This is a genomic window from Streptomyces sp. NPDC023541 (assembly GCF_055559995.1).
Map to the genome: position 1 here is coordinate 272,174 of NZ_JBVHJO010000004.1, position 18,640 is coordinate 290,813.

An 18,640-nucleotide genomic window follows, 5' to 3' on the forward strand; every position below is an offset into this window, starting at 1 on the left:
ACGACTTCCCATTGACCCGAGCGAAGTCGCCACGCCGAGGATCACACCCCCTTCGATCCTCGGCGCACCCATGAAGCCCCCACACCGCCCCACACGGCGAGCCGGGGGCTTCAGGCGTTCTGGCGGTCGGCGACCCGCATCTCGAACCAGGTGATCTTCCCCCGGGGCAGCAGGTCGGCGCCCCAGCGGTCGGACAGCTTGTCGACGAGGAAGAGGCCGCGGCCGGTGGTGTCCAGTTCATGGACCGGCATCAGACAGGGCAGCCCGCGTGAGGGGTCGCGCACCTCCACCCGGATCCAACCGCGCCGCCGCAGCATGCGTAAGCCGAAGGAGCGGGCGCCGGTGTGGCGGACGGCGTTGCCGACGAGTTCGGAGACCAGCAGGACGGCGTGCTCGGAGATCTGCGGCGAGAGGCCCCAGAGGCGGACCACCACGCACTGGGTGAGCCGGCGGGCGGTACCGGCCGACTCCGGCATGGACGGCAACGTCACTTCCGCCTCGGCCGGGTTCCCGTACAACTCCAGCGCCTTGAGGCCCTGCTCCTCTTCGACCGCCGCCGTGAGCCGTACCGCCGAAGCACCGCCGCGCTGCCGCGGCTGTTCCACACCCTCCAGGCCCGCCATGCACCCATCATGGACGGCCCGCCTGCCGCTCCGGGCCGTTCCGCAGGAAAACACCCCCCGGATTCAACGAATCCAAGGGGGTCTCCGGTCATGTGCGGGAGGCAACAAGGGGACGTCAAAACGGGGCCTGACCTGGCGTGACGCACCGCACAGAAGTGATCACAGCGAGTTGATCACCGATGCGCCTTAAGGTTGCCTTAAGGCCTGGCTAATCCACCCCCAGGGAGGACCGCCCGGCCGGGGCCGTCAGACGAACTTCGCCTTGCCCGGGCCCTCTTCGACGAAACTGCGCATGCCGCGCTCGCGGTCCTCAGTGGCGAACAGGCCCGCGAACCAGTTGCGTTCGATGGTGAGCCCGGTGTCGATGTCGGCCTCCAGGCCCGCGTCCACGCACTCCTTGGCGGCGCGCAGCGCGATCGCCGGACCCTGCGCGAGCTTGGCCGCCCAGGCGTGGGCCTGCTCGTACACCTCGGCGGCGGGCACCACCCGGTCGACCAGGCCCAGGGTCAGCGCCTCGTCGGCCTTGACCATGCGGCCGGTGAAGATCAGGTCCTTGGCCCGGGAGGGGCCGACCAGCCGGGACAGCCGCTGGGTGCCGCCCGCACCGGGGATCAGGCCGAGCAGGATCTCGGGCTGGCCGAGCTTGGCGTTGTCGGCGGCGATCCGGTAGTCGGCGCACAGGGCGAGCTCGCAACCGCCGCCCAGCGCATAGCCGGTGACGGCCGCGACGACGGGCTTGGGGATGCGGGCGACGGCGGTGAAGGCGTCCTGCAGCGCACGGGACCGGACGACCATCGCCGCGTGGTCCATCGTCTGCATCTCCTTGATGTCCGCGCCCGCCGCGAACACCTTCTCCCCGCCGTAGATGACGACCGCGCGGACGTCGGCCCGGTCGGTCGCCTCCACCGCGAGCTCGCGCAGCCGGTCCTGGGTGGCGATGTCCAGGGCGTTCATGGGCGGCCGGTCCAGGCGGAGGGTGCCGACGCCTTCGGAGACTTCGAGAGAGATGGTCATACGGGTCAGGTTAGCGGCGGTTAACGCGAGGTGGCCCGGTGCTGTGTGTCACAGCACCGGGCCACCTCTACCGCGTACGGGACGGATCTACTTGATCCACTCCGCCCAGTCCATGTTCCAGCCGTTGAGGCCGTTGTCCGGGGCGATCTGCTTGTCCTTGGAGTTCTTCACGATGACCACGTCGCCGATCAGCGACTCGTCGAAGAACCAGGCCGCGGGCTGCTTGGAGTCGCCCGCGCCGCGGACGTCCTTGAGGCCGATGCAGCCGTGGCTGACGTTGGCCGAGCCGAAGGTGCCGGAAGAGGCCCAGTAGTTGCCGTGCACGAAGGTGCCCGAGTTCGACAGCCGCATCGCGTGCGGGACGTCGGAGATGTCGTACTCGCCGCCGAAGCCGACGGTCGCGCCGTTCATCCGCGTGACCTTGTACTTCTCGCTGATCACCATCTGGCCGTTGTAGGTCGTGGTCGACGGGGCGCCCGCGGTGATCGGGACGTCCTTGAAGACCTGGCCGTCCCGGACGACCTGCATCGTGTGCGCGGCCGCGTCGACCGTGGAGACCTGCGAGCGGCCGATCTTGAAGGTGACCGTCCGGGTCTGCTTGCCGTAGACCCCCGGGCGGCCCTCGACCCCGTCCAGGGCGAGCTTCACGGTGACCGTCGTGCCCGCGGCCCAGTACTTCTCGGGGCGGAAGTCGAGGCGGTCGTTGCCGAACCAGTGGCCCTCGACCGGGACGGCCGGCTCGGCCGTCACCGTGATGGCCTTCTCGACGGCTTCGGGGTTGGTGATGCCACGGGAGAAGTTGATCGAGACCGGCATGCCGACGCCGACGGTCGCGCCGTCCTCGGGCGTGTAGTGGCCCACGAAGGTGTTCGTCGGGGTCAGGGTCGTGAAGGAGGTGTCCTTGGCGGACTCCCGGCCGGCCTCGTCCTTGGCGACCGCGTGCACCTTGTACTCGGTGGCCGAGGCCAGGTGGCGGGCCGGCTCCCAGCTCGCGCCGTCCTCGGAGAGCTTGCCCTCGACCGCGTTGCCCTTGGTGTCGGCGACGGTCACCGTGCTGAGCTTGCCGCCGGTGCTCGTTATCTTCAGGACGCCGCTGGTCGCGACCTCCTTGGCCCCGTCGTCGGGCTTGACGCTGACGACGGCCTTCGAGGCCTCGGTACCGGTCTTGCCGCCGCCCCCGGCGTTGTCGCTTCCGCTGCCGTTGCTGTTGCCGCCGCCACCGCCACTGCAGGCGGTGGTGAACAGCAGGGCCGCTCCCAGCAGAAGGGCCGACAGGCCGGTCCGGGCGCGGCCGCGTATCGGCTGCACGTTCACTCGTGTTCTCCCCATGTCCCCCGCGCACGGACAGTCGCGCGCATGTCGACAGGAAATCACACGGGAGGATCACGATGAGCCACGGTCTTGTCACCGTTCCGTCCCAACTGCCGCGACACGGCGGGAACGGCTTGCCGGTCAGTCCTCGGTGCCCGGCTTGGTGCCCCAGACGTAGACGGCGTCGCCCTCGGCCAGCAGCTCCCACAGACGCTTGGCGTCCGGTTCGGTGAGGTTGACGCAGCCGGCGGAACCGCCTCCCTCGTAGAGGGTGCCGGGAGAGCCGTGCAGGGCCTGGCCCCCGTCGAAGAACTGGGCGTACGGCATGGGCGATCCGTACAGCGTGGAGACGTGGTCCTTGCTGCGCCAGTACACATCGTGCCAGCCGGTCCGGGTCTCCTGGACGTCGCGGCCGGTGCGGATGGGCACGGGCCGGAAGACGACGGCGCCGTCCTTCTGCACCCACAGCAGCTGGCGGTCCAGGTCGACGCAGGTGACGCGGTGTTCACGGTCGGGACAGTCGCCCGCGGCGTTGGGGTCGGGGCGGGCCGTCACGACGAGCATCGTGCGGTAGGTGGCGACGCCCGCGTAGCCGTCGGCGGGGCTGACGCCGTTCTTGCGCTGGAAGTCGCGGACCGCGCGGCAGTCCGCCGAGGACTGCACCCCGTCGACCGGCCGTCCCACGTGGTGCTCCAGCTCCCGCTGGTAGGGGCCGGTGCCCGCCACGCACGCGCTCTCCGGTTCCGCCGGGGCGGCCGCGGCGAGGGACGGGTACGGGCCCGCGAGTGCGAGCAGGGCGCCGATCACGGCCGCCCGGGCCACCGGGCCTCTTCCCTGACGTGTGGCCATGCGGGCCTCCTCGGTCTGCGAGCGCGACGGTCGTACCCCAGCCAAGCCGTGTGGCCGGGGTACGGCTCGCGCTGCTGCGCCGCCGGAGTGAGGCGCTCACTCCACCGGCGCACCCGGCCCTGCGGTCCGGGCCCGGCGGCCGTCCTCCTGGGCGCCCGCGTCCGCGTCCTGGCCCTTCCGGTCCAGGGGGATCGGCTCGGCGCGCTTGTTGTGGACGGTGAGCACGAGCTGCCGGCCGATCTGGGCGTCCAGCCGATAGGGGCCGGTCACCGGGCTCTTCGGCAGGACGTAGCCCTCGGGGACGTCCTTCTCGACCAGGAAGTACCCGCCGTCGGCGAGCCCGTCGAACTCGCAGGTGCCGTCGGCGTCGGTGGCGCAGCCCGGCCTGACGCGCTGGTCGGCGTCGACGCCCCCGGTCGTGAGGCCGGTGGTGCCGTTGGTCTCCTTCCACAGCTCGAACACCGCGCCGTGCAGCGGGGAGCCGGTCTTGGCGTCCTTCTTCCGGACCCGGATCCAGCCGGTGTACGCGGCGTCCGGGCGCCGGTTCGGGATGCCCACGACGAGACCGTCCCGGGCGGCGGCCCCGCCCAGGTCGAATCCGGTGGACGCCTCGTCCGCCCACACGTATCCGGCGGGGACCGCGACCTGGAGCGCGTAGTAGGTCTCGCCGGTCAGGAGCTCCACCGTGCAGACGCCCTTCGCGTCGGTCACGCAGACGCCGTCGTGCTGCCTTTCGTCGGCACCCTGACCGCTGCTCTGCAGCCCTGCCCGGTCATTGGTCTCGCGCCACAGCTCGAACCGGGCCCCGGGCAGCGGCGCGCCGGTGTCCAGGTCGGTGCTGCGCAGCACGACCTTGGCGCTGCCGGGTGGTGCAGGGGGCGGTGCGGCCAGGGCCGGCGCCGCCGCGGTGAGCACCACCGCGGCGGCGAGGCCGATGGGCCACATCCTCGTCGTCCTGGCTGTCATGCCGCTCCGTCCGTCGTAAGGGGCCGGGGATCGGATCTGGGATCAGATCCGGAGGTCAGATCCGGAAGGTCAGGCCCGGAAGGTCAGGTCCGAGGACCCTTCGCGTCCTTCGGGTGCCCGGGGTGGCCGCCCTTGCCGTGGCCTTGGTCTTTCTTGCCCTTGCCGTGGCCGTCGCGCTCGTTCCGGAGCGTGACCAGGAGCCGTCGCTCCGGGGTGGCGGAGTCCACCCTCAGCGGTCCGGTCACCCGGTCCGCGGGCAGCGCGTAGCCCTCGGGCACGGCCGTCTCGACCAGGTAGTAGAAGCCTTCGGGGAGCGGGCCGAAGTCGCAGACCCCGCCGCGGTCCGTGGCGCAGCCGTCCGCCGCCCGGCGGTCGGCGTTGATGCCGCGCGTCTGGAGGCCGGCGGTGTCGTTGGTCTCCCGCCACAGCTCGAACCGCGCGCCCGCCAGCGCCGCGCCCGTCGCCGCGTCCCGCTTGAGGACGGAGACCGAGCCGGTCACCGGGACCGGGCCGCCGCAGTCGGGGAGGTCTCCGTTGAAGGGGTAGGCGATGCCGTTGTCCCGGCCGCGCAGGACGCCGTCGCTGTTGACCGGCGGGTACGGATCGGGACAGCGGCCCGGGACGCACGGACCCAGTCCGTCGGGCAGCGCGGCCCGGGCCGCCACCGGCCGGTCGGCGCCGGGTCCGGCGGCGGCCGCGGGGGCGGCGGCGGCCAGCACGGCACCGATCGCGAGCCCGAGGGTCCAGTTCCTTGCCGACATGACGCTCCGTCCGTTTCCCCTGCTGCCCTCGTGTGCCCTGACAGGCTGGGGGCAGGGGTCGGCGGTGCGGGCCGCGGACACTCTCCGCTACGGCATTCCGATCACACAAGTCACTCCTGCGGGGGGACGGTGGGCCGGTCAGGCGATGGCGGATCCGGCCACCCAGTCCGCCCAGGACATGTTCCAGCCGCCCAGCCCGTTGTCGGCGGCGACCGTCTTGTCCTGCGAGTTCACGACCTCCACCACGTCCCCGATCAGGGTCCGGTCGAAGAACCAGCCCGCCGGGGTGTCGGAGCCGCCGCCCTTGTCGTCGCGCAGGCCCACGCAGCCGTGGCTGACGTTCGTGGTGCCGAAGGTGTCGGGGCTGGACCAGTAGTTCCCGTGCAGGAAGGTCCCGGAGTTGGTGAGCCGCATGGCGTGCGGGACGTCGGGGATGTCGTACTCGCCGCCGAACCCCACGGTCTGGCCGTTCATCCGGGTGACGTCGAAGAGCTCCATCACCACCATTTTTCCGTTGTAGGTGGTGGTCTTGGGCGCTCCGGCGCTGATCGGCACGGTCGACAGCAGCTCGCCGTCCCGGCGGACCTCCATGGTGTGGGCGGCCGCGTCCACGGTGGAGATCTGGGAGCGCCCGACGGTGAAGGTGACGGTCTTGGACTGGATCCCGTACGAGCCGGGCGCGCCCTCGACGTCGCGCAGGTCCATCCGCACGGTGACCTTGGTCCCCGGCTTCCAGTACTGCTTGGGCCGGAAGTCGAGGCGTTCCTTGCCGAACCAGTGGCCGACGACCTCCACGGCCGGCTCGGAGGTGATCCGGATGGCGCGCTCCACCTCGGCGCGGCGTTCGACGGCCCGGCTGAACTTGAAGGAGACGATCATGCCGGTGCCGACGGTCGAGCGGTTCTCCGGCTTGAAGTAGCCGATGAACCGCTCCTCGGGAACGTAGGTGGTGAAGGTGGTGTGCCGGGCCTGGCGGCGGTTGTGCCCGTCGAGGGCGACCGCGTCCACGGTGTACTTGGCCGCGAGGGCGAGGCGGCCGGCCTGCGGGGTGGGGCTCCAGCTGAGCCCGTCGGCGGCGATGGCGCCGGGGACCTCCTCCGCTTGCGCGTCCTCCACCTTGGTCACCACCACCCGCTCCAGCCGCCCTTCGGGCACGGTGACCGTCAGCCGCCCGTCCGCCGGGACGTCCTTGGCATTGTCGTCGGGGGTGATGCGGATGGCTTCGTCCGGCGAGCGGACTCTGCCGGGGAGCTGGATCTCGACGGGTGGTTTGCCGTCCTGGGTGCAGCCGGCCAGCCCGCCCAGCAGGCCCGCCCATGCCGCCACGGCGGCCAAGCCCGCCCCTGCCCGCCTCGTCAGAAGTGTCACGATCCCTCCAACGACCGGAGGCCTCCGGGGGAAACGTGAGGGCGGGCGACGTTCCGGGCAGAACAGTCCGGGCAGAACAGTGGGAAGGACCAGACGGGGGCGGGCCCGGGCCGGGACGCCGGGGCCACACACTCCCCTCCCCCCCGCCGGTACCCAGGAGCCGTGGAGGCGGGCAGTGTCGAGCGCAGCCGAGCAGGAGGCGGTGGAAGCCGTCAGCAACGCCGTCGGAGCGGTACGGAGCGGACAGGCCGCGCCCGTACCGCAGGTCGACGGCCAACCGGGCGGCCCACTGGGCCATCAGTCGAACGGACGGCCGGACGGCCGGACGAACGGGCAGGTCAAGGGGCAGGTGTTACGGGCACACGCGCGCCCGGCCCCGGCAGTGTGGCCGGGGTCCTCGCATCCCCTGGGAGCCCGCTTCCACCACGGTCCGGACGGGACCGCGGGTACCAACTTCGCCGTGTGGGCGCAGGGCGCGGAGTCGGTGGAGGTGTGCCTGTTCGACGAGGCCGGGGCCGAGACCCGCTGCGTCCTGACGGAGCTCACGCACGAGATCTGGCACGGTTTCGTGCCGGGCGTGCGCCCGGGGCAGCGCTACGGCTTCCGGGTCCACGGCCGCTGGGACCCCTGGACGGGTGTCCGGCACAATCCGGCGAAACTGCTGCTGGACCCGTACGCGCGGGCCGTCGACGGGGACTTCGCCCTGCCGCCGGAGGTGTACGGGCACGTCCGGGACTGGCCGCAGCAGTACATCGCGGACACCGTGCGCGACGACCGGGACTCCGCGCCGTTCGTCCCCAAGGGCGTGGTCGTGCACGATGACGACGACTGGGCGGACGACGTCCGGCCGAAGACGCCCTGGGCCGATTCGGTGATCTACGAGCTGCACGTGCGCGGCTTCACGATGCGCCATCCGGGTGTTCCCGAGGAGCTGCGCGGCACCTATGCGGGCCTGGCCCATCCGGCGGCGGTCGAGCACCTGGTGAAGCTGGGCGTGACGGCGGTCGAGCTGCTGCCGGTGCACCAGTTCGCGCACGAGGACCACCTGCTGCGCAGGGGGCTGCGCAACTACTGGGGGTACAACTCGGTCGGCTACTTCGCCCCGCACGCCGGGTACTCGTCGAGCGGTACGGCAGGGCAGCAGGTCGGCGAGTTCAAGCGGATGGTCCGGGCGCTGCACGCGGCGGGGATTGAGGTCATCCTCGACGTGGTCTACAACCACACGGCGGAGGCGGGCGAACTGGGGCCCACGCTGTCCCTGCGCGGTTTCGACAACCGGGGCTACTACCGGCTCCAGCCCGACCAGCGGCGGTACGCCGACTACACAGGCTGCGGGAACACCCTGCACGCCGGGCGTCCGCACGTGCTGCGGCTCATCACGGACTCGCTGCGCTACTGGGTCACGGAGATGGGGGTGGACGGCTTCCGCTTCGACCTGGCGGCGGCGCTGGCCCGTTCGATGCACGACGTGGACATGCTGTCGCCGTTCCTGGCGGTGATCGCCCAGGACCCGGTGCTGCGGCGGGTGAAGCTGATCGCCGAGCCGTGGGACGTGGGGTCGGGCGGCTACCAGGTGGGGGCGTTCCCGCCGCTGTGGACGGAGTGGAACGACCGCTACCGGGATGCCGTGCGGGACTTCTGGCGGGGTGCGCTGCCAGACGTACGCGATCTGGGGTACCGGCTGTCGGGGTCGAGCGACCTGTACGCGTGGGGTGGGCGGCGGCCGTACGCCTCGGTGAACTTCGTGACCGCGCACGACGGTTTCACCCTACGGGACCTGGTGTCCTACGAGCGCAAGCACAACGACGCGAACGGGGAGGCGGGCCGGGACGGGACCAACGACAACCGGTCGTGGAACTGCGGGGCGGAGGGCGAGACGGACGACGTGCGGGTCGGGGTGCTGCGCCGCCGCCAACTGCGCAACCTGCTGACCACCCTGCTGCTGTCGACCGGGGTGCCGATGCTCGTCGCGGGCGACGAGTTCGGGCGTACCCAAGGCGGCAACAACAACGCCTACTGCCAGGACAACGAGACGGGGTGGGTGGACTGGTCGCTGCTGGAGGATCCGGCGTGGCGGTCGCTGTTCGCCCTGACGGCCCGGCTGATCTCGCTGCGCCACGCCCATCCGGTGCTGCGGCGGCGGGCGTTCTTCTCGGGCCGGCCGCAAGGGGCGGACGGGCTGCGGGACCTGGCCTGGTTCACGCCGGCGGGCATGGAGATGACGGAGCGGGACTGGTACGCCCCGGCGGCCGCGCTGGGAATGTACCTGTCGGGGCGGGACATCCCGGGTCGTGACGAGCGGGGCCGGCAGGTGACGGACGACAGTTTCCTGGTGTTGCTCCACACCGGGGACCGGCCGGCGGCGTGGGTGCTGCCGGGGGCGCCGTGGGCGCAGGAGTACGAGCTGGTCCTGGACACCTCCCTGGAGGAGCAGGCCGTCGCCCCCGGCACCCTGCACCGCGCCGGGGAGACCCTGACCGTGCCGGCCCGCTCGGTGCTCCTGCTGCGGGTCAGCGGGTCTCGACCGCCAACAGCATCCGCTTGAGGAGGGCGGCGAGCGCGGCGCGTTCGGCGTCGTCGAGGGGCTCGATCATCTCGTCCTCGGCGACGCCGCGCCAGCGCATGGCGTCCAGCCACCGCCGGTGGCCCTCCTCGGTGAGCTCCACGTCGACCCGGCGGCGGTCGGCGGCGGCTCGCAGCCTGCGGACCAGCCCGGACTTCTCCAGGGTGTCGAGGCGGCCGGTCATCCCGGCCGGGGAAAGGAGCAGTTCCGCGGCGAGCTCGGCGGAGGGGGCCCGCCAGGGTGCGCCGCGGGAGGCGAGCCGGTGCATCGTTTCGAACTCGAAGGCCTGGAGCCCGGTCTCGGCGAGCGCCCGCTCCTTGCCGTGCGACACGTGCTTGGCGAGGAGCTGGATGCGGGTGATGACGGCCTCGGTGGGCACGTCGAAGGGCACTTTGCCGCTCCAGCGGGCGATGTGGCGGTCGACGGAGTCCTCGGCGGAGTTATCGGCGGACTCCTCGGCGGAGTTATCGGCGTGTTCCGTTCCCGCCGCCGCCCCGGTGGCCCGTCCTTGCGCGCTCCGTGCCCGGCCTTCGCCCGCCTGTCTGCCCATGTCCGCATTATGTCCCGTCCTCCGCCCGCCCTCCGCCCGTCCTCCGCCCGTCCTCCGCCCGACCTCCGCCCGACCGAAGCCGATACTTCGTTGACGAACGATTCGCCGGCGAAATAATCTCCGGGCATGATCTCGCCGATCCCGCGGCTGGTCGTCGGCCGCACCTCCGCCGCCTTCGCCTCCGCCCTCGTGCCCACCACCCTGACCCTGGCCCTCCTGCGGGCCGGCTCCTCCGGCGATCTGGGCCTCGTACTCGCATGCGAGCTGCTGCCCATGCTGCTCCTGCTGCCCGTCGCCGGGGTGGCCGCCGACCGGTTCCCCGCCCGGCGTGTGGTCCTCGTCGCCGACCTCGTGCGGGCGTCCGCCCAACTGGCGACCGGGGCCCTGCTCCTGACCGGACTCGACGGCCGCGTCCCCGAGCTGGCCGCGCTCGCCGCCGTGACCGGCGCCGCGGTGGCCTTCGGCACGCCCGCGGTACGCACGCTCGTGGCGGCCGCGGTTCCCGAGGAGGGGCGGCTGCGCGTCAACACCCGGCTCGGGGTGGCCACCGGACTCGCGAACGTCGCGGCTCCGGCGGCCGCCGGCTCGTTGTCGCTGACCGTGGGCGGCGGCTGGGCCTCGCTGCTCACCGGGGCGCTCTTCGTCCTCTCCGCGCTCACCCTCGGCGGCCTGCGCACCAGCCCGGTCCGGCGCACCGCGCCGCGCGCCGCCTTCGGCGCCGAACTGCGCGCCGGCTGGGCAGAGACCAGGCGCCACCCGTGGTTCCTCGCCAACGTACTGGCCCACGGGGTGTGGCACCTGGCGGCCGGACTGCTCCTCACCCTGGGCCCGGTGATCGCCATGGAGGACCTGGGCGGCGAGGGCTCCTGGGTGGTGATCGCCCAGGTCGGCACGGTCGGCATGCTCGCCGGCGTCTGGACGGCCGGCCGGCTGCCGCTGCGCCGGCCGCTGTACGGGGTGGCCTTCGGGGCCGCCGCACAGGCACTGCCGCTCACCGCCTTCGCGCTGCGGCTGCCGCTGCCGGCGACCGCGGCCGCGTTCTGCTGCGCCATGTTCGGCCTGGGGGTGCTGAGCCCGCTGTGGGAGACGGAGATGCAGCGCCGCATCCCGCTGGAGACCCTGGGCCGGGTCGGGTCCTTCGACACCCTCATCTCGTTCGCCGCGCGGCCCCTGGGGCTGGCGGTGGCCGCGCCGCTGGCCGCCGCGGTCGGGGCCACGGCCCCGCTGCTGGTCGCGGCCGTCCTCAGCGCCACCGCGAACCTGTCCGTGCTGCTGCTTCCGGACGTCCGCAGACATCCGGAACCGACTCGCTCACCCGTCCTGCGATGATGTGTTCGACATCATCGCTGAGGGGAGCCCTTGCATGGGCAGAGTCGGTACCGCGCTGCGGGAACTGCGCGGGGCGCAGAAGTCGGCGAAGGGGGTGTCGCTGTACTCCCGGTTCGTGAACCGGCCCACCGGGCGCTACCTGGCGGCCGGTTCGTACGCGCTCGGGCTCACACCGAACCAGGTGACGCTGATCAGCGCCGCCTTCAGCTTCGCCGCGGTGGCCGCGGTCGCGCTGACCGGGCCCTCCTGGGCGCTGGGGGCCGCCGTGTGGGCCGCGCTCGCCGTCGGTTTCGCCTTCGACTCCGCCGACGGGCAGCTGGCCCGGCTGCGCGGCGGCGGCAGTGCGGCCGGCGAGTGGCTGGACCACGTCGTGGACGCCGCCAAGCTGACGGCCCTGCACTCGTGCGTACTGATCGCCTTCTACCGGTTCCCCGAGGAGTACGGGACGACGGCCGACGGCTGGCTGCTGGTGCCGCTGGGCTTCCAGTTCGCCGCGGTCGTCACCTTCTTCGGCGGACTGCTGACCGAGAAGCTCAAGCCCAAGCCGGCCCCCGGAAGCCCCGCCGCCGCGCCGTCGACCGCGCGCGCGGTGGCGCTGCTGCCCGTGGACTACGGGGTGTTCTGCCTGGTGTTCCTGCTCCTCGGCGGCGGGAAGCTGTTCGCCTGGGCCTACGCCGGACTGGGCGCGGTCGCCGCGCTGTTCCTGGTGGCCTTCCTCGCCAAGTGGTTCCGGGAGCTCAGCGCCGTTCGCCGGTGACCTGCGCCGGCCCCGCGGCCGGTTCGGCGAGCGCGTCCAGCGCCCGGCGCAGCTGGGTGCTGGAGGTGTGGACGGTGTAGGGGAAGTAGACGACGTCGACACCGTGGGCGGCGAAGTCCTTCTCCAGCTTGGCGCCCTTGGGGGTGCCCCGCCAGTCGTCGCCCTTGAAGATGACGTCGAAGCGGACCTGCTTCCAGGTCTCCACCTTGTCGGGCACCGTCTCGACGAAGGCGGCGTCCACGTACTTCACGCTGCGCACGATTTCCAGCCGCTCGACGAGCGGGATCATCGGGCGGCGGCCCTTGGCGAATTCGGCCATCTCGTCGGAGACCACTCCGGCGACGAGGTAGTCGCACTGACTCCGGGCGTGCCGAAGGATGTTGAGATGTCCGATGTGGAACAGATCGTAGGCGCCCGGCGCGTAACCGACTCGATACGGTCGACGCGAAGGCGCACCAATGTCCGACATGTACCGCTCCGTCATCTCTTTGTCCCCAGCGGCCACACCCCCCGGTGTAGCGGATTAGCAGACAATAGCGTGCACGTTCCGCAGCACGCGGGTGAACGAATAGGGTGACGTGCGCATCATCCAGGGGAAGAGGGGACGCTCGGTGTCCAGATCCGGTCAGCGGCGCATGCTGCTGGTTTCCACCAATTACGCTCCGGAGCACGCGGGTATCGGCCCGTATGCCACGCAGATCGCGGAGCACTGGGCGGATCTCGGCCACGAGACACACGTCCTCGCCGGCATGCCGCACTACCCCGCGTGGTCGCTCGAACCGGAGTACAAGGGGGCGCTCCGGCGCACGGAGCAGCGCGCGGGAGTCACCGTGCACCGGCGTGCGCACACCGTGCCGCCGCGCCAGACCGCCGTGAAGCGGGCCCTGTTCGAAGGATCGATTCTCCTGCACGGCGCCGTGGCCCCGCCGCGGATGCACAAGCCGGACGCGGTGCTCGCCCAGATGCCCAGCCTGGCGGGCGGAGTGCTCGCCGCCCGGCTCGCGGCACGCTGGAAGGTCCCCTACGTCCCGGTCGTCCAGGACCTCATGGGCGCCGCCGCCGCGCAGAGCGGGATCAGCGGCGGCGACAAGGCGGCCGCGATCGCCGGCCGCGCAGAGGCGTACGCCCTCAAGCGGGCCACCCTCGTCGGCGTCATCCACGAGACCTTCGTGGAACGGGTCGTCGGCATGGGCGTGGACCCCGGCCGGATCCGCCTCGTCCCCAACTGGTCGCACGTGCCCAAGCCCACCAAGCCGCGCGGCGAGACCCGCCGCCACCTGGGCTGGGGCCCCGGCGAGACCGTCGTCCTGCACTCCGGGAACATGGGCCTCAAGCAGGGGCTCGAAGTCCTCGTGGGGGCCGCACGGCTGGACCCGCAGGTCCGTTTCGTCCTGATGGGCGACGGCAGTCAGCGCTCCGCGCTCGCCGACCTGTCCGCGGACGTGCCGAATCTGGACATCATCCCCCCTGCCGCTGACGGCGAGTTCCCGGATATCCTCGCGGCGGCGGACGTTCTCGCCGTCACACAGCACGCCGCCGTGCTGGACATGAGCGTCCCGTCGAAGCTCACCTCCTACTTCCAGACCGGCCGGCCCGTCGTCGCCTCAGTGGCTGCGGAGGGCGGGACCGCCCAGGAGGTGGAACGCTCGGGCGCAGGGGTGCTCGTACCGCCGGAGGACCCCGAGGCCCTGCTGAAGGCCGTGCGGGCCCTGGCGGAGGACCCCGAGGGCGCGGACGCACTGGGAGCGGCCGGACCCCGCCACGTGGCGGCGCACCTGAGCCGTGAAGCGGGCCTGGCCCGCATCGACGCACTGATGGACGAAGCACTTGGGGGAACCCGGCCGTGATCGAGACGAACCGCCCGGCAGCGGCACCGGCCGACGACGAACCCGACCTCCTGAGGGACCAGTTCCGCCAGCTCCTGCGCTACCGCAGGCTGATCGGCGCGGGCATCGGAGTCGGCCTGCTGGGCGGCGTCTACCTCGGCATATCCACCGCCGACACCTATGTCGCCACCGCCGACGTTGTGCTGCGCGCGCCCACCGACGACCCGTTCAACCCGAGCCTGGCCCCGGACAAGGCGATCAACATCGGCTCGGAGCGCCAGGTCGCGCTCAGCTCCTCCATCGCCAACGAGGCGGCGAAGAAGCTCGGGGTGTCCGCCAAGGACTTCGCCGCCCTGCGCTCCGGCCTGCAGGTGACCAACCCGCCGCAGACCATGGTGCTGCGCTTCACCTACACCGCGGACTCCCCCAAGGAAGCCGCCAAGCGCGCCAACGCGATGACCGAGGCGTACCTGCTCAAGCGGCAGGAGTCCCTCGACGCCACCCGCGACAAGATGGTCAAGGGCTACAAGGAGCAGCGCGACCCGATCGCCAAGCAGCTCGACGAGTTGTCCAAGGAGATCGCCCGGATGCCCGCCGGCGCCGGACGCGACGCCGCCAGCTCCGCCAAGACCGACCTGCAGAGCGAGGTCGGCGGCTACAACACCAAGATCACCAAGCTTGAGGCCCTGGACATGACCCCGGGCCGCGTCACCAGCGCCGCGACCGCGCCCACCGCGACCGACGGCCCCGGCATCCTCATGTCCCTGGCGCTCGGCGCGGCCGTGGGCCTCGCGCTCGGCCTGCTGGCCGCATGGGTCCGGCTGGTCTTCGACCCGGCGCCCCGCTCCGAGGGCGACGTGGCCCGGGCCCTGCGCGCTCCCGTACTGGGCTACCTGCCGCGGGACCGCACGGGCGGCGGGCCGCTGCTCGCCGCCGGCGAGGCCGACCCCCGGCTCGCCGAGGAGTACCGCTCCGTGGCCTTCCGCCTCGCCTACGACTCCCGCTTCGCCGACCGGCGCCGGCTCCTCGTCGTCGCGCCGCGCGGCAGCAGCGAGACCGCGGCCGCGGTGGCCGTGAACATGGCCGCCTCCTTCGCGGAGACCGGCAAGGACGTGCTGCTCATCGAGGCCGACCTGCGCACCCCGGTGCTGGCCAGCCAGCTGCCGACCGACGCCGGCGCCCGGCCCCGCTGGAGCCAGGGCCAGGGCGGCGCTCCCGCGCCCGGGCGGCACGCGGACTCCGAGTGGCCGGACGGACGCCAGCTCGTCGTGGACGCCGGGGAGTCCGGCTCCTTCGACCTCATCCCGGGCGACCGGGCGCGCAACGTGCCGCGCGCGCTGACCTCCGCCCGCGCCACCCGGCTGATCTCCGAGGCCGACGCCCCCAACTCCACCGTCGTCGTACTCGCACCGCCCGTGCTCTCCTACGCCGACGCCCTCGCCCTCGTCGACCGTGTCGACGGCGTCCTGGTCGTCTGCGACCCGCGCGCCATCCACCGCACCGACCTCATCCGGATCCGCGAACTCATCAGCGGCGCCGGCGGCACGGTGCTCGGCGCGGTGCTGCACGCGCCGCTGCCCGGCGAGAAGCGCGGCAAGGGCAAGGACAAGGACAAGGACGGCCCGGCCGCCGCCGGCCCGGCGGCCCCCACGAAGCCGGGGAAGGCCGCGCCGCAGCCCCAGCCGATCCCGTACGAGGTGGCCGAGCCCGAGCAGCACATCCCGGGTGACGGCACCGACACCGTCGCGCTGCGCACCGTACGCATGGGCCGCAGATGAGCCGACGCGGCCTCGCCGCCGTCGCCTCGGTCCTGGACCAGGCTGCCTCCAGCGCCACCAACATCCTGGTGCTGGTGCTGGCCGCCCGGCTGTCCTCGGCCTCCGGGTTCGCCGACTTCTCGATGGTGTACGTGGCCTTCAGCGTGCTCCTCGGGCTGAACATGGCCTACGTCGGCCAGAGCCTGGTCCTGGAGAAGGGCGACGGGCTCGGTGCGGCCTGCCGCTCGGCGGCCGGCTTCACCTCGGCCGCCTCGGCCGCCGTGGGCGTGCTGCTCGCGGTGGTGGGCCTCGCGCTCCCCGGGGACGTCGGGCGGGCCTTCCTCGCGCTGGGCCTCGTCCTGCCGCTGGTGCTCCTCCAGGACGGGCTGCGCTACTGCTTCTCCGCGCTGCGCGCCCCCGAGCGGGCGCTGGCCGCGGACGCCCTGCGGCTGGTGTGCGTGGTCGCCGCGCTGGCCCTGCAGCCCGAAGGGGCTTCGGCCGGGCGGCTGGTGCTGGTGTGGGGGCTGTCCGCGCTGCCCGCGCTGGCGGTGGGCCTGTGGCTGCTGCGGCCGTACGTCCGCGGCTCCCGCGCCGACCTGCGGCCGTACCTGCGGCGGGGTCACCTGGGGCAGCGGTTCGTGGTCGAGTTCGCGGTGGGCAACGGCTCCAGCCAGCTCGCCGTGCTGGGCCTCGGCGTCTTCGCGACGCCGCTGGCCGTCGGTGCGCTGCGGGGTGCGACCACCCTTTTCGGGCCGCTGAACGTGCTGTTCAACTCCGCGAACGCGTTCGGACCGCCGGTGTTCGGGCGGCTCGGCGGCAAGCGGGCCACGGTGCGGGCGACGGCGGCGCTGGGCCTGGTGCTGGCGGCGGTGGGCGCGGGCTGGGCGACGGCCCTGTACCTGCTGCCGGACCGGCTGGGCCGGGAACTGCTGGGCGACACCTGGGCGGCCGCGTCCGCGCTGCTGCCGGCGACGGGTGCGCAGTACGCCGTGATGGGGCTCGGGACGTGTGCGCTGCTGACTCTGCGGGTGCTCGCCCCGAAGGCCACGCTGTCCCTGCAGGTGGTCTTCTCGCTGCTGTCGGTGGCCCTGCTGCTAGGGGGCTACGCGGTGTTCGGGGTGGCGGGCGCCGCGTGGGGCCTGGCGGCCGGCTCGGCCCTCAAGGCCCTGGCCGCCTGGTGGCGGGTCGCCCGCCTTCCGGTTGCCGGCGCCCGGCTGGACAGCGAGCCCCTGCCGGCCTCCGCGGCCTGACCGCTGCGCGGAGCCTCTCTCCCCGCCCCGCCCTTTCGCCGTTCCCCGGGCTCCGCCCGGACCCGCGCCTGAAACGCCGGCGAGGCTGGATGTGCCCCCGCCGGCTCCCATGCCGGGTCGGCGGGCCGGGTGTTTCAGCCTCGGTGCCGCGTCAGCGGAGGGTGGTGGACCTGTCCGTGCGGTGGGTCGCCACCAGCGCGAGGCAGAGGGCCGCGATCGCGACGCGCCCCGACGCCTGGAGCAGCGGCCCGCGCAGCAGGATGAAGGAGTAGCCCGCGACCAGCGGTACGACCACCGAGATCAGGCTGCCCGGTGGTGAACTCCGCGTGGCCCGTTTCGCGTAGCGCCGGTCGACGCGGGCCGAGGCGTACCCCATGCCCAGCAGCCCGGCTCCCATGCCCAGCGGCCCGAAGTCGAGCCACAGCTCCGCCCAGACCGGGGAGGACAGGTTGGTGTTGACCGTGCCCATCCACTGCCCGACCATCACGCCCGTGTCCCTCGGCTTGCCCTCCCAGACCGAGCGGGGCACCGCGAAGAAGATCGATCCGGCCAGCTGGCGGCCGTAGAAGTGGCCGGGGCCCGACTCCGAGAAGGTGATGGTGTTCGCGAACATGCCGATCTGGTCGTAGTCCTTGAGCGCCATCGGCTCCAGGAAGGACGTGGTCTCGACCGGCCGGTAGTTCTTCTCGTCGTACCGGAAGCGGTCCGCGAACGGGAAGATCAGGAGGGCGACGACCACGGCCATCGACAGCGCCACCCGGTACATCGCCGCGCTCACCGGGAAGACGGTGAAGAGCAGCGCGAACATGACCGTGAGGAACCAGTACCGCGGGTTCGAGATGGGGTTGTTGACGATCAGGTTGAGGCCGGCGAGCGCCCCCCACGTGACGATGATCGACACCTTGCGGCGGGCGAACTTCGAGGTGATCAGCCAGCGCGTGTAGAGGAGCAGCGCGAGCAGGGCCGGCACGGTGCCGAAGCCGCGCAGCAGGGCCTGGCCGGCCTGGCCGTCGCCGTTGGAGACGCCCGCCTCCTCGATGCCGGCGATGATCTCCTGGCGGCTGGAGAAGAAGACCGCGGGGCCGCCCAGCTTCATGATGAAGGCGGCGCTGCACAGGAACGACAGGGCCGTCAGCACCTGGAGCCGGCGCCGGTGCGCCATGACGGGCCTGGACTCCTTCTGGGAGCCGCCCGCGCGCCCGGCCGGGCGGTGCCGGGCCAGCAATACGCCGACGTCGAAGGCCGTGCAGCCGAGCAGCACCAGCCCGATGGCGACGGTCAGGTCGGAGCGCGGGCCGACGACCGGCGTCGGGACCTGGCCGAGGACGGCCTGCGCGAGGGGTGCCACGCCCATCGCCATGTAGACGAAGAGCCAGAAGGAGCCCTGTAGCAGCTTGCGGCGGCTGGTGAGCACCATCGCTGAGAGCCGGGCGCCCGCGTACATGGTGAGCAGCAGTTGCAGCCAGAAGGCCGCGTCGCGGGCGCCGGCGCCCGTCTGGACGGCGACGAACAGCGGCAGGAAGACGGTGAATCCGAGCGCGAGCGGTACGGACAGCGCACGGGAGAGCAGGGTGCGCGGCAGGGTTTCCCGGCCCCATATGCTCTCGTCCTCGAAGGGGGACGGGACGACCGGCCCGGCGGGTGGTGCGGAGGGCTTGCGTATGTCCGTCGTCACTGCCGCCCCCACCCGATGTGCCTGGTCCGCGCGCAGTCTAG

Annotated in this window: 16 protein-coding genes; 6 read left to right on the plus strand and 10 right to left on the minus strand. The window is 72.5% G+C overall.

All coding sequences use genetic code 11. The annotated features are described in order from the left end of the window. Positions 1–110: 110 nt before the first annotated feature. The 7 genes from ACZ3X1_RS11785 to ACZ3X1_RS11815 all read right to left on the minus strand — a co-directional run bounded on the left by ACZ3X1_RS11785 (position 111) and on the right by ACZ3X1_RS11815 (position 6,883). Complete coding sequence (locus tag ACZ3X1_RS11785) at positions 111–623, minus strand: ATP-binding protein (protein ID WP_030655726.1); 513 nt, start codon at positions 621–623, stop codon at positions 111–113. A gap of 246 nt (positions 624–869) precedes the next feature. Beyond that, on the minus strand, positions 870–1,637 hold the full coding sequence (locus ACZ3X1_RS11790) for an enoyl-CoA hydratase/isomerase family protein (protein WP_030826632.1): 768 nt from the start codon (positions 1,635–1,637) through the stop codon (positions 870–872). Positions 1,638–1,724: 87 nt separating this feature from the next. Further along, positions 1,725–2,966, minus strand: a complete 1,242-nt coding sequence (locus tag ACZ3X1_RS11795; RefSeq protein WP_436842051.1) for a L,D-transpeptidase — start codon at positions 2,964–2,966, stop codon at positions 1,725–1,727. A 123-nt stretch (positions 2,967–3,089) separates the two neighbouring features. Next, entirely contained in the window at positions 3,090–3,797 is a 708-nt protein-coding gene (locus ACZ3X1_RS11800) for a L,D-transpeptidase family protein (protein ID WP_356810663.1), read from the minus strand. A gap of 96 nt (positions 3,798–3,893) precedes the next feature. Beyond that, the gene (locus tag ACZ3X1_RS11805; protein WP_356810662.1) at positions 3,894–4,763 is read right to left on the minus strand and encodes an MSCRAMM family protein; all 870 of its coding nucleotides are present in this window, start codon (positions 4,761–4,763) and stop codon (positions 3,894–3,896) included. An 83-nt stretch (positions 4,764–4,846) separates the two neighbouring features. Beyond that, positions 4,847–5,524 carry a prealbumin-like fold domain-containing protein gene (locus ACZ3X1_RS11810; RefSeq protein WP_467278936.1) on the minus strand — a complete coding sequence of 226 codons (678 nt, stop codon included), beginning with the start codon at positions 5,522–5,524 and terminating at the stop codon, positions 4,847–4,849. Between the two features lie 138 nt (positions 5,525–5,662). Beyond that, positions 5,663–6,883 (minus strand): L,D-transpeptidase, encoded by a 1,221-nt coding sequence (locus ACZ3X1_RS11815; RefSeq protein WP_467279518.1) that lies wholly within the window; start codon positions 6,881–6,883, stop codon positions 5,663–5,665. A gap of 184 nt (positions 6,884–7,067) precedes the next feature. Here ACZ3X1_RS11815 and glgX point away from each other — a divergent pair, with 184 nt between their 5' ends. Continuing rightward, positions 7,068–9,437 carry a glycogen debranching protein GlgX gene (gene glgX, locus ACZ3X1_RS11820; protein WP_467278938.1) on the plus strand — a complete coding sequence of 790 codons (2,370 nt, stop codon included), beginning with the start codon at positions 7,068–7,070 and terminating at the stop codon, positions 9,435–9,437. On the opposite strand, the gene ACZ3X1_RS11825 is transcribed toward glgX, so the two are convergent. After that, on the minus strand, positions 9,403–10,005 hold the full coding sequence (locus ACZ3X1_RS11825; RefSeq protein ID WP_467278940.1) for a MarR family winged helix-turn-helix transcriptional regulator: 603 nt from the start codon (positions 10,003–10,005) through the stop codon (positions 9,403–9,405). The genes glgX and ACZ3X1_RS11825 overlap by 35 nt on opposite strands. A gap of 126 nt (positions 10,006–10,131) precedes the next feature. Here ACZ3X1_RS11825 and ACZ3X1_RS11830 point away from each other — a divergent pair, with 126 nt between their 5' ends. After that, the gene (locus ACZ3X1_RS11830; RefSeq protein ID WP_362624751.1) at positions 10,132–11,334 is read left to right on the plus strand and encodes an MFS transporter; all 1,203 of its coding nucleotides are present in this window, start codon (positions 10,132–10,134) and stop codon (positions 11,332–11,334) included. Between the two features lie 34 nt (positions 11,335–11,368). Next, positions 11,369–12,091: a CDP-alcohol phosphatidyltransferase family protein gene (locus ACZ3X1_RS11835; protein WP_362624753.1), complete on the plus strand. Its 723-nt coding sequence runs from the start codon at positions 11,369–11,371 to the stop codon at positions 12,089–12,091. Here ACZ3X1_RS11835 and ACZ3X1_RS11840 read toward each other — a convergent pair. Continuing rightward, complete coding sequence (locus ACZ3X1_RS11840; RefSeq protein WP_356810656.1) at positions 12,072–12,560, minus strand: FAD synthase family protein; 489 nt, start codon at positions 12,558–12,560, stop codon at positions 12,072–12,074. The two genes, ACZ3X1_RS11835 and ACZ3X1_RS11840, sit on opposite strands and share 20 nt — an antisense overlap. A 166-nt stretch (positions 12,561–12,726) precedes the next feature. On the opposite strand from ACZ3X1_RS11840, the gene ACZ3X1_RS11845 reads away from it, so the two are divergent. From ACZ3X1_RS11845 to ACZ3X1_RS11855, 3 genes are read left to right on the plus strand one after another with little or no spacing between them, the layout of a single operon-like run. After that, positions 12,727–13,938: a glycosyltransferase family 4 protein gene (locus ACZ3X1_RS11845; protein WP_467279520.1), complete on the plus strand. Its 1,212-nt coding sequence runs from the start codon at positions 12,727–12,729 to the stop codon at positions 13,936–13,938. Further along, a complete protein-coding gene (locus ACZ3X1_RS11850) occupies positions 13,935–15,695 on the plus strand; it encodes a lipopolysaccharide biosynthesis protein (RefSeq protein ID WP_356810655.1) in 1,761 nt (586 codons plus the stop codon). Before ACZ3X1_RS11845 ends, ACZ3X1_RS11850 begins: the two co-directional genes overlap by 4 nt. Continuing rightward, entirely contained in the window at positions 15,692–16,924 is a 1,233-nt protein-coding gene (locus tag ACZ3X1_RS11855) for an MATE family efflux transporter (RefSeq protein ID WP_467278947.1), read from the plus strand. Before ACZ3X1_RS11850 ends, ACZ3X1_RS11855 begins: the two co-directional genes overlap by 4 nt. Before the next feature lie 151 nt (positions 16,925–17,075). On the opposite strand, the gene ACZ3X1_RS11860 is transcribed toward ACZ3X1_RS11855, so the two are convergent. After that, positions 17,076–18,599, minus strand: coding sequence for a hypothetical protein (locus ACZ3X1_RS11860; RefSeq protein ID WP_390076059.1), 1,524 nt, complete (start codon positions 18,597–18,599; stop codon positions 17,076–17,078). Between the last annotated feature and the right edge of the window lie 41 nt (positions 18,600–18,640).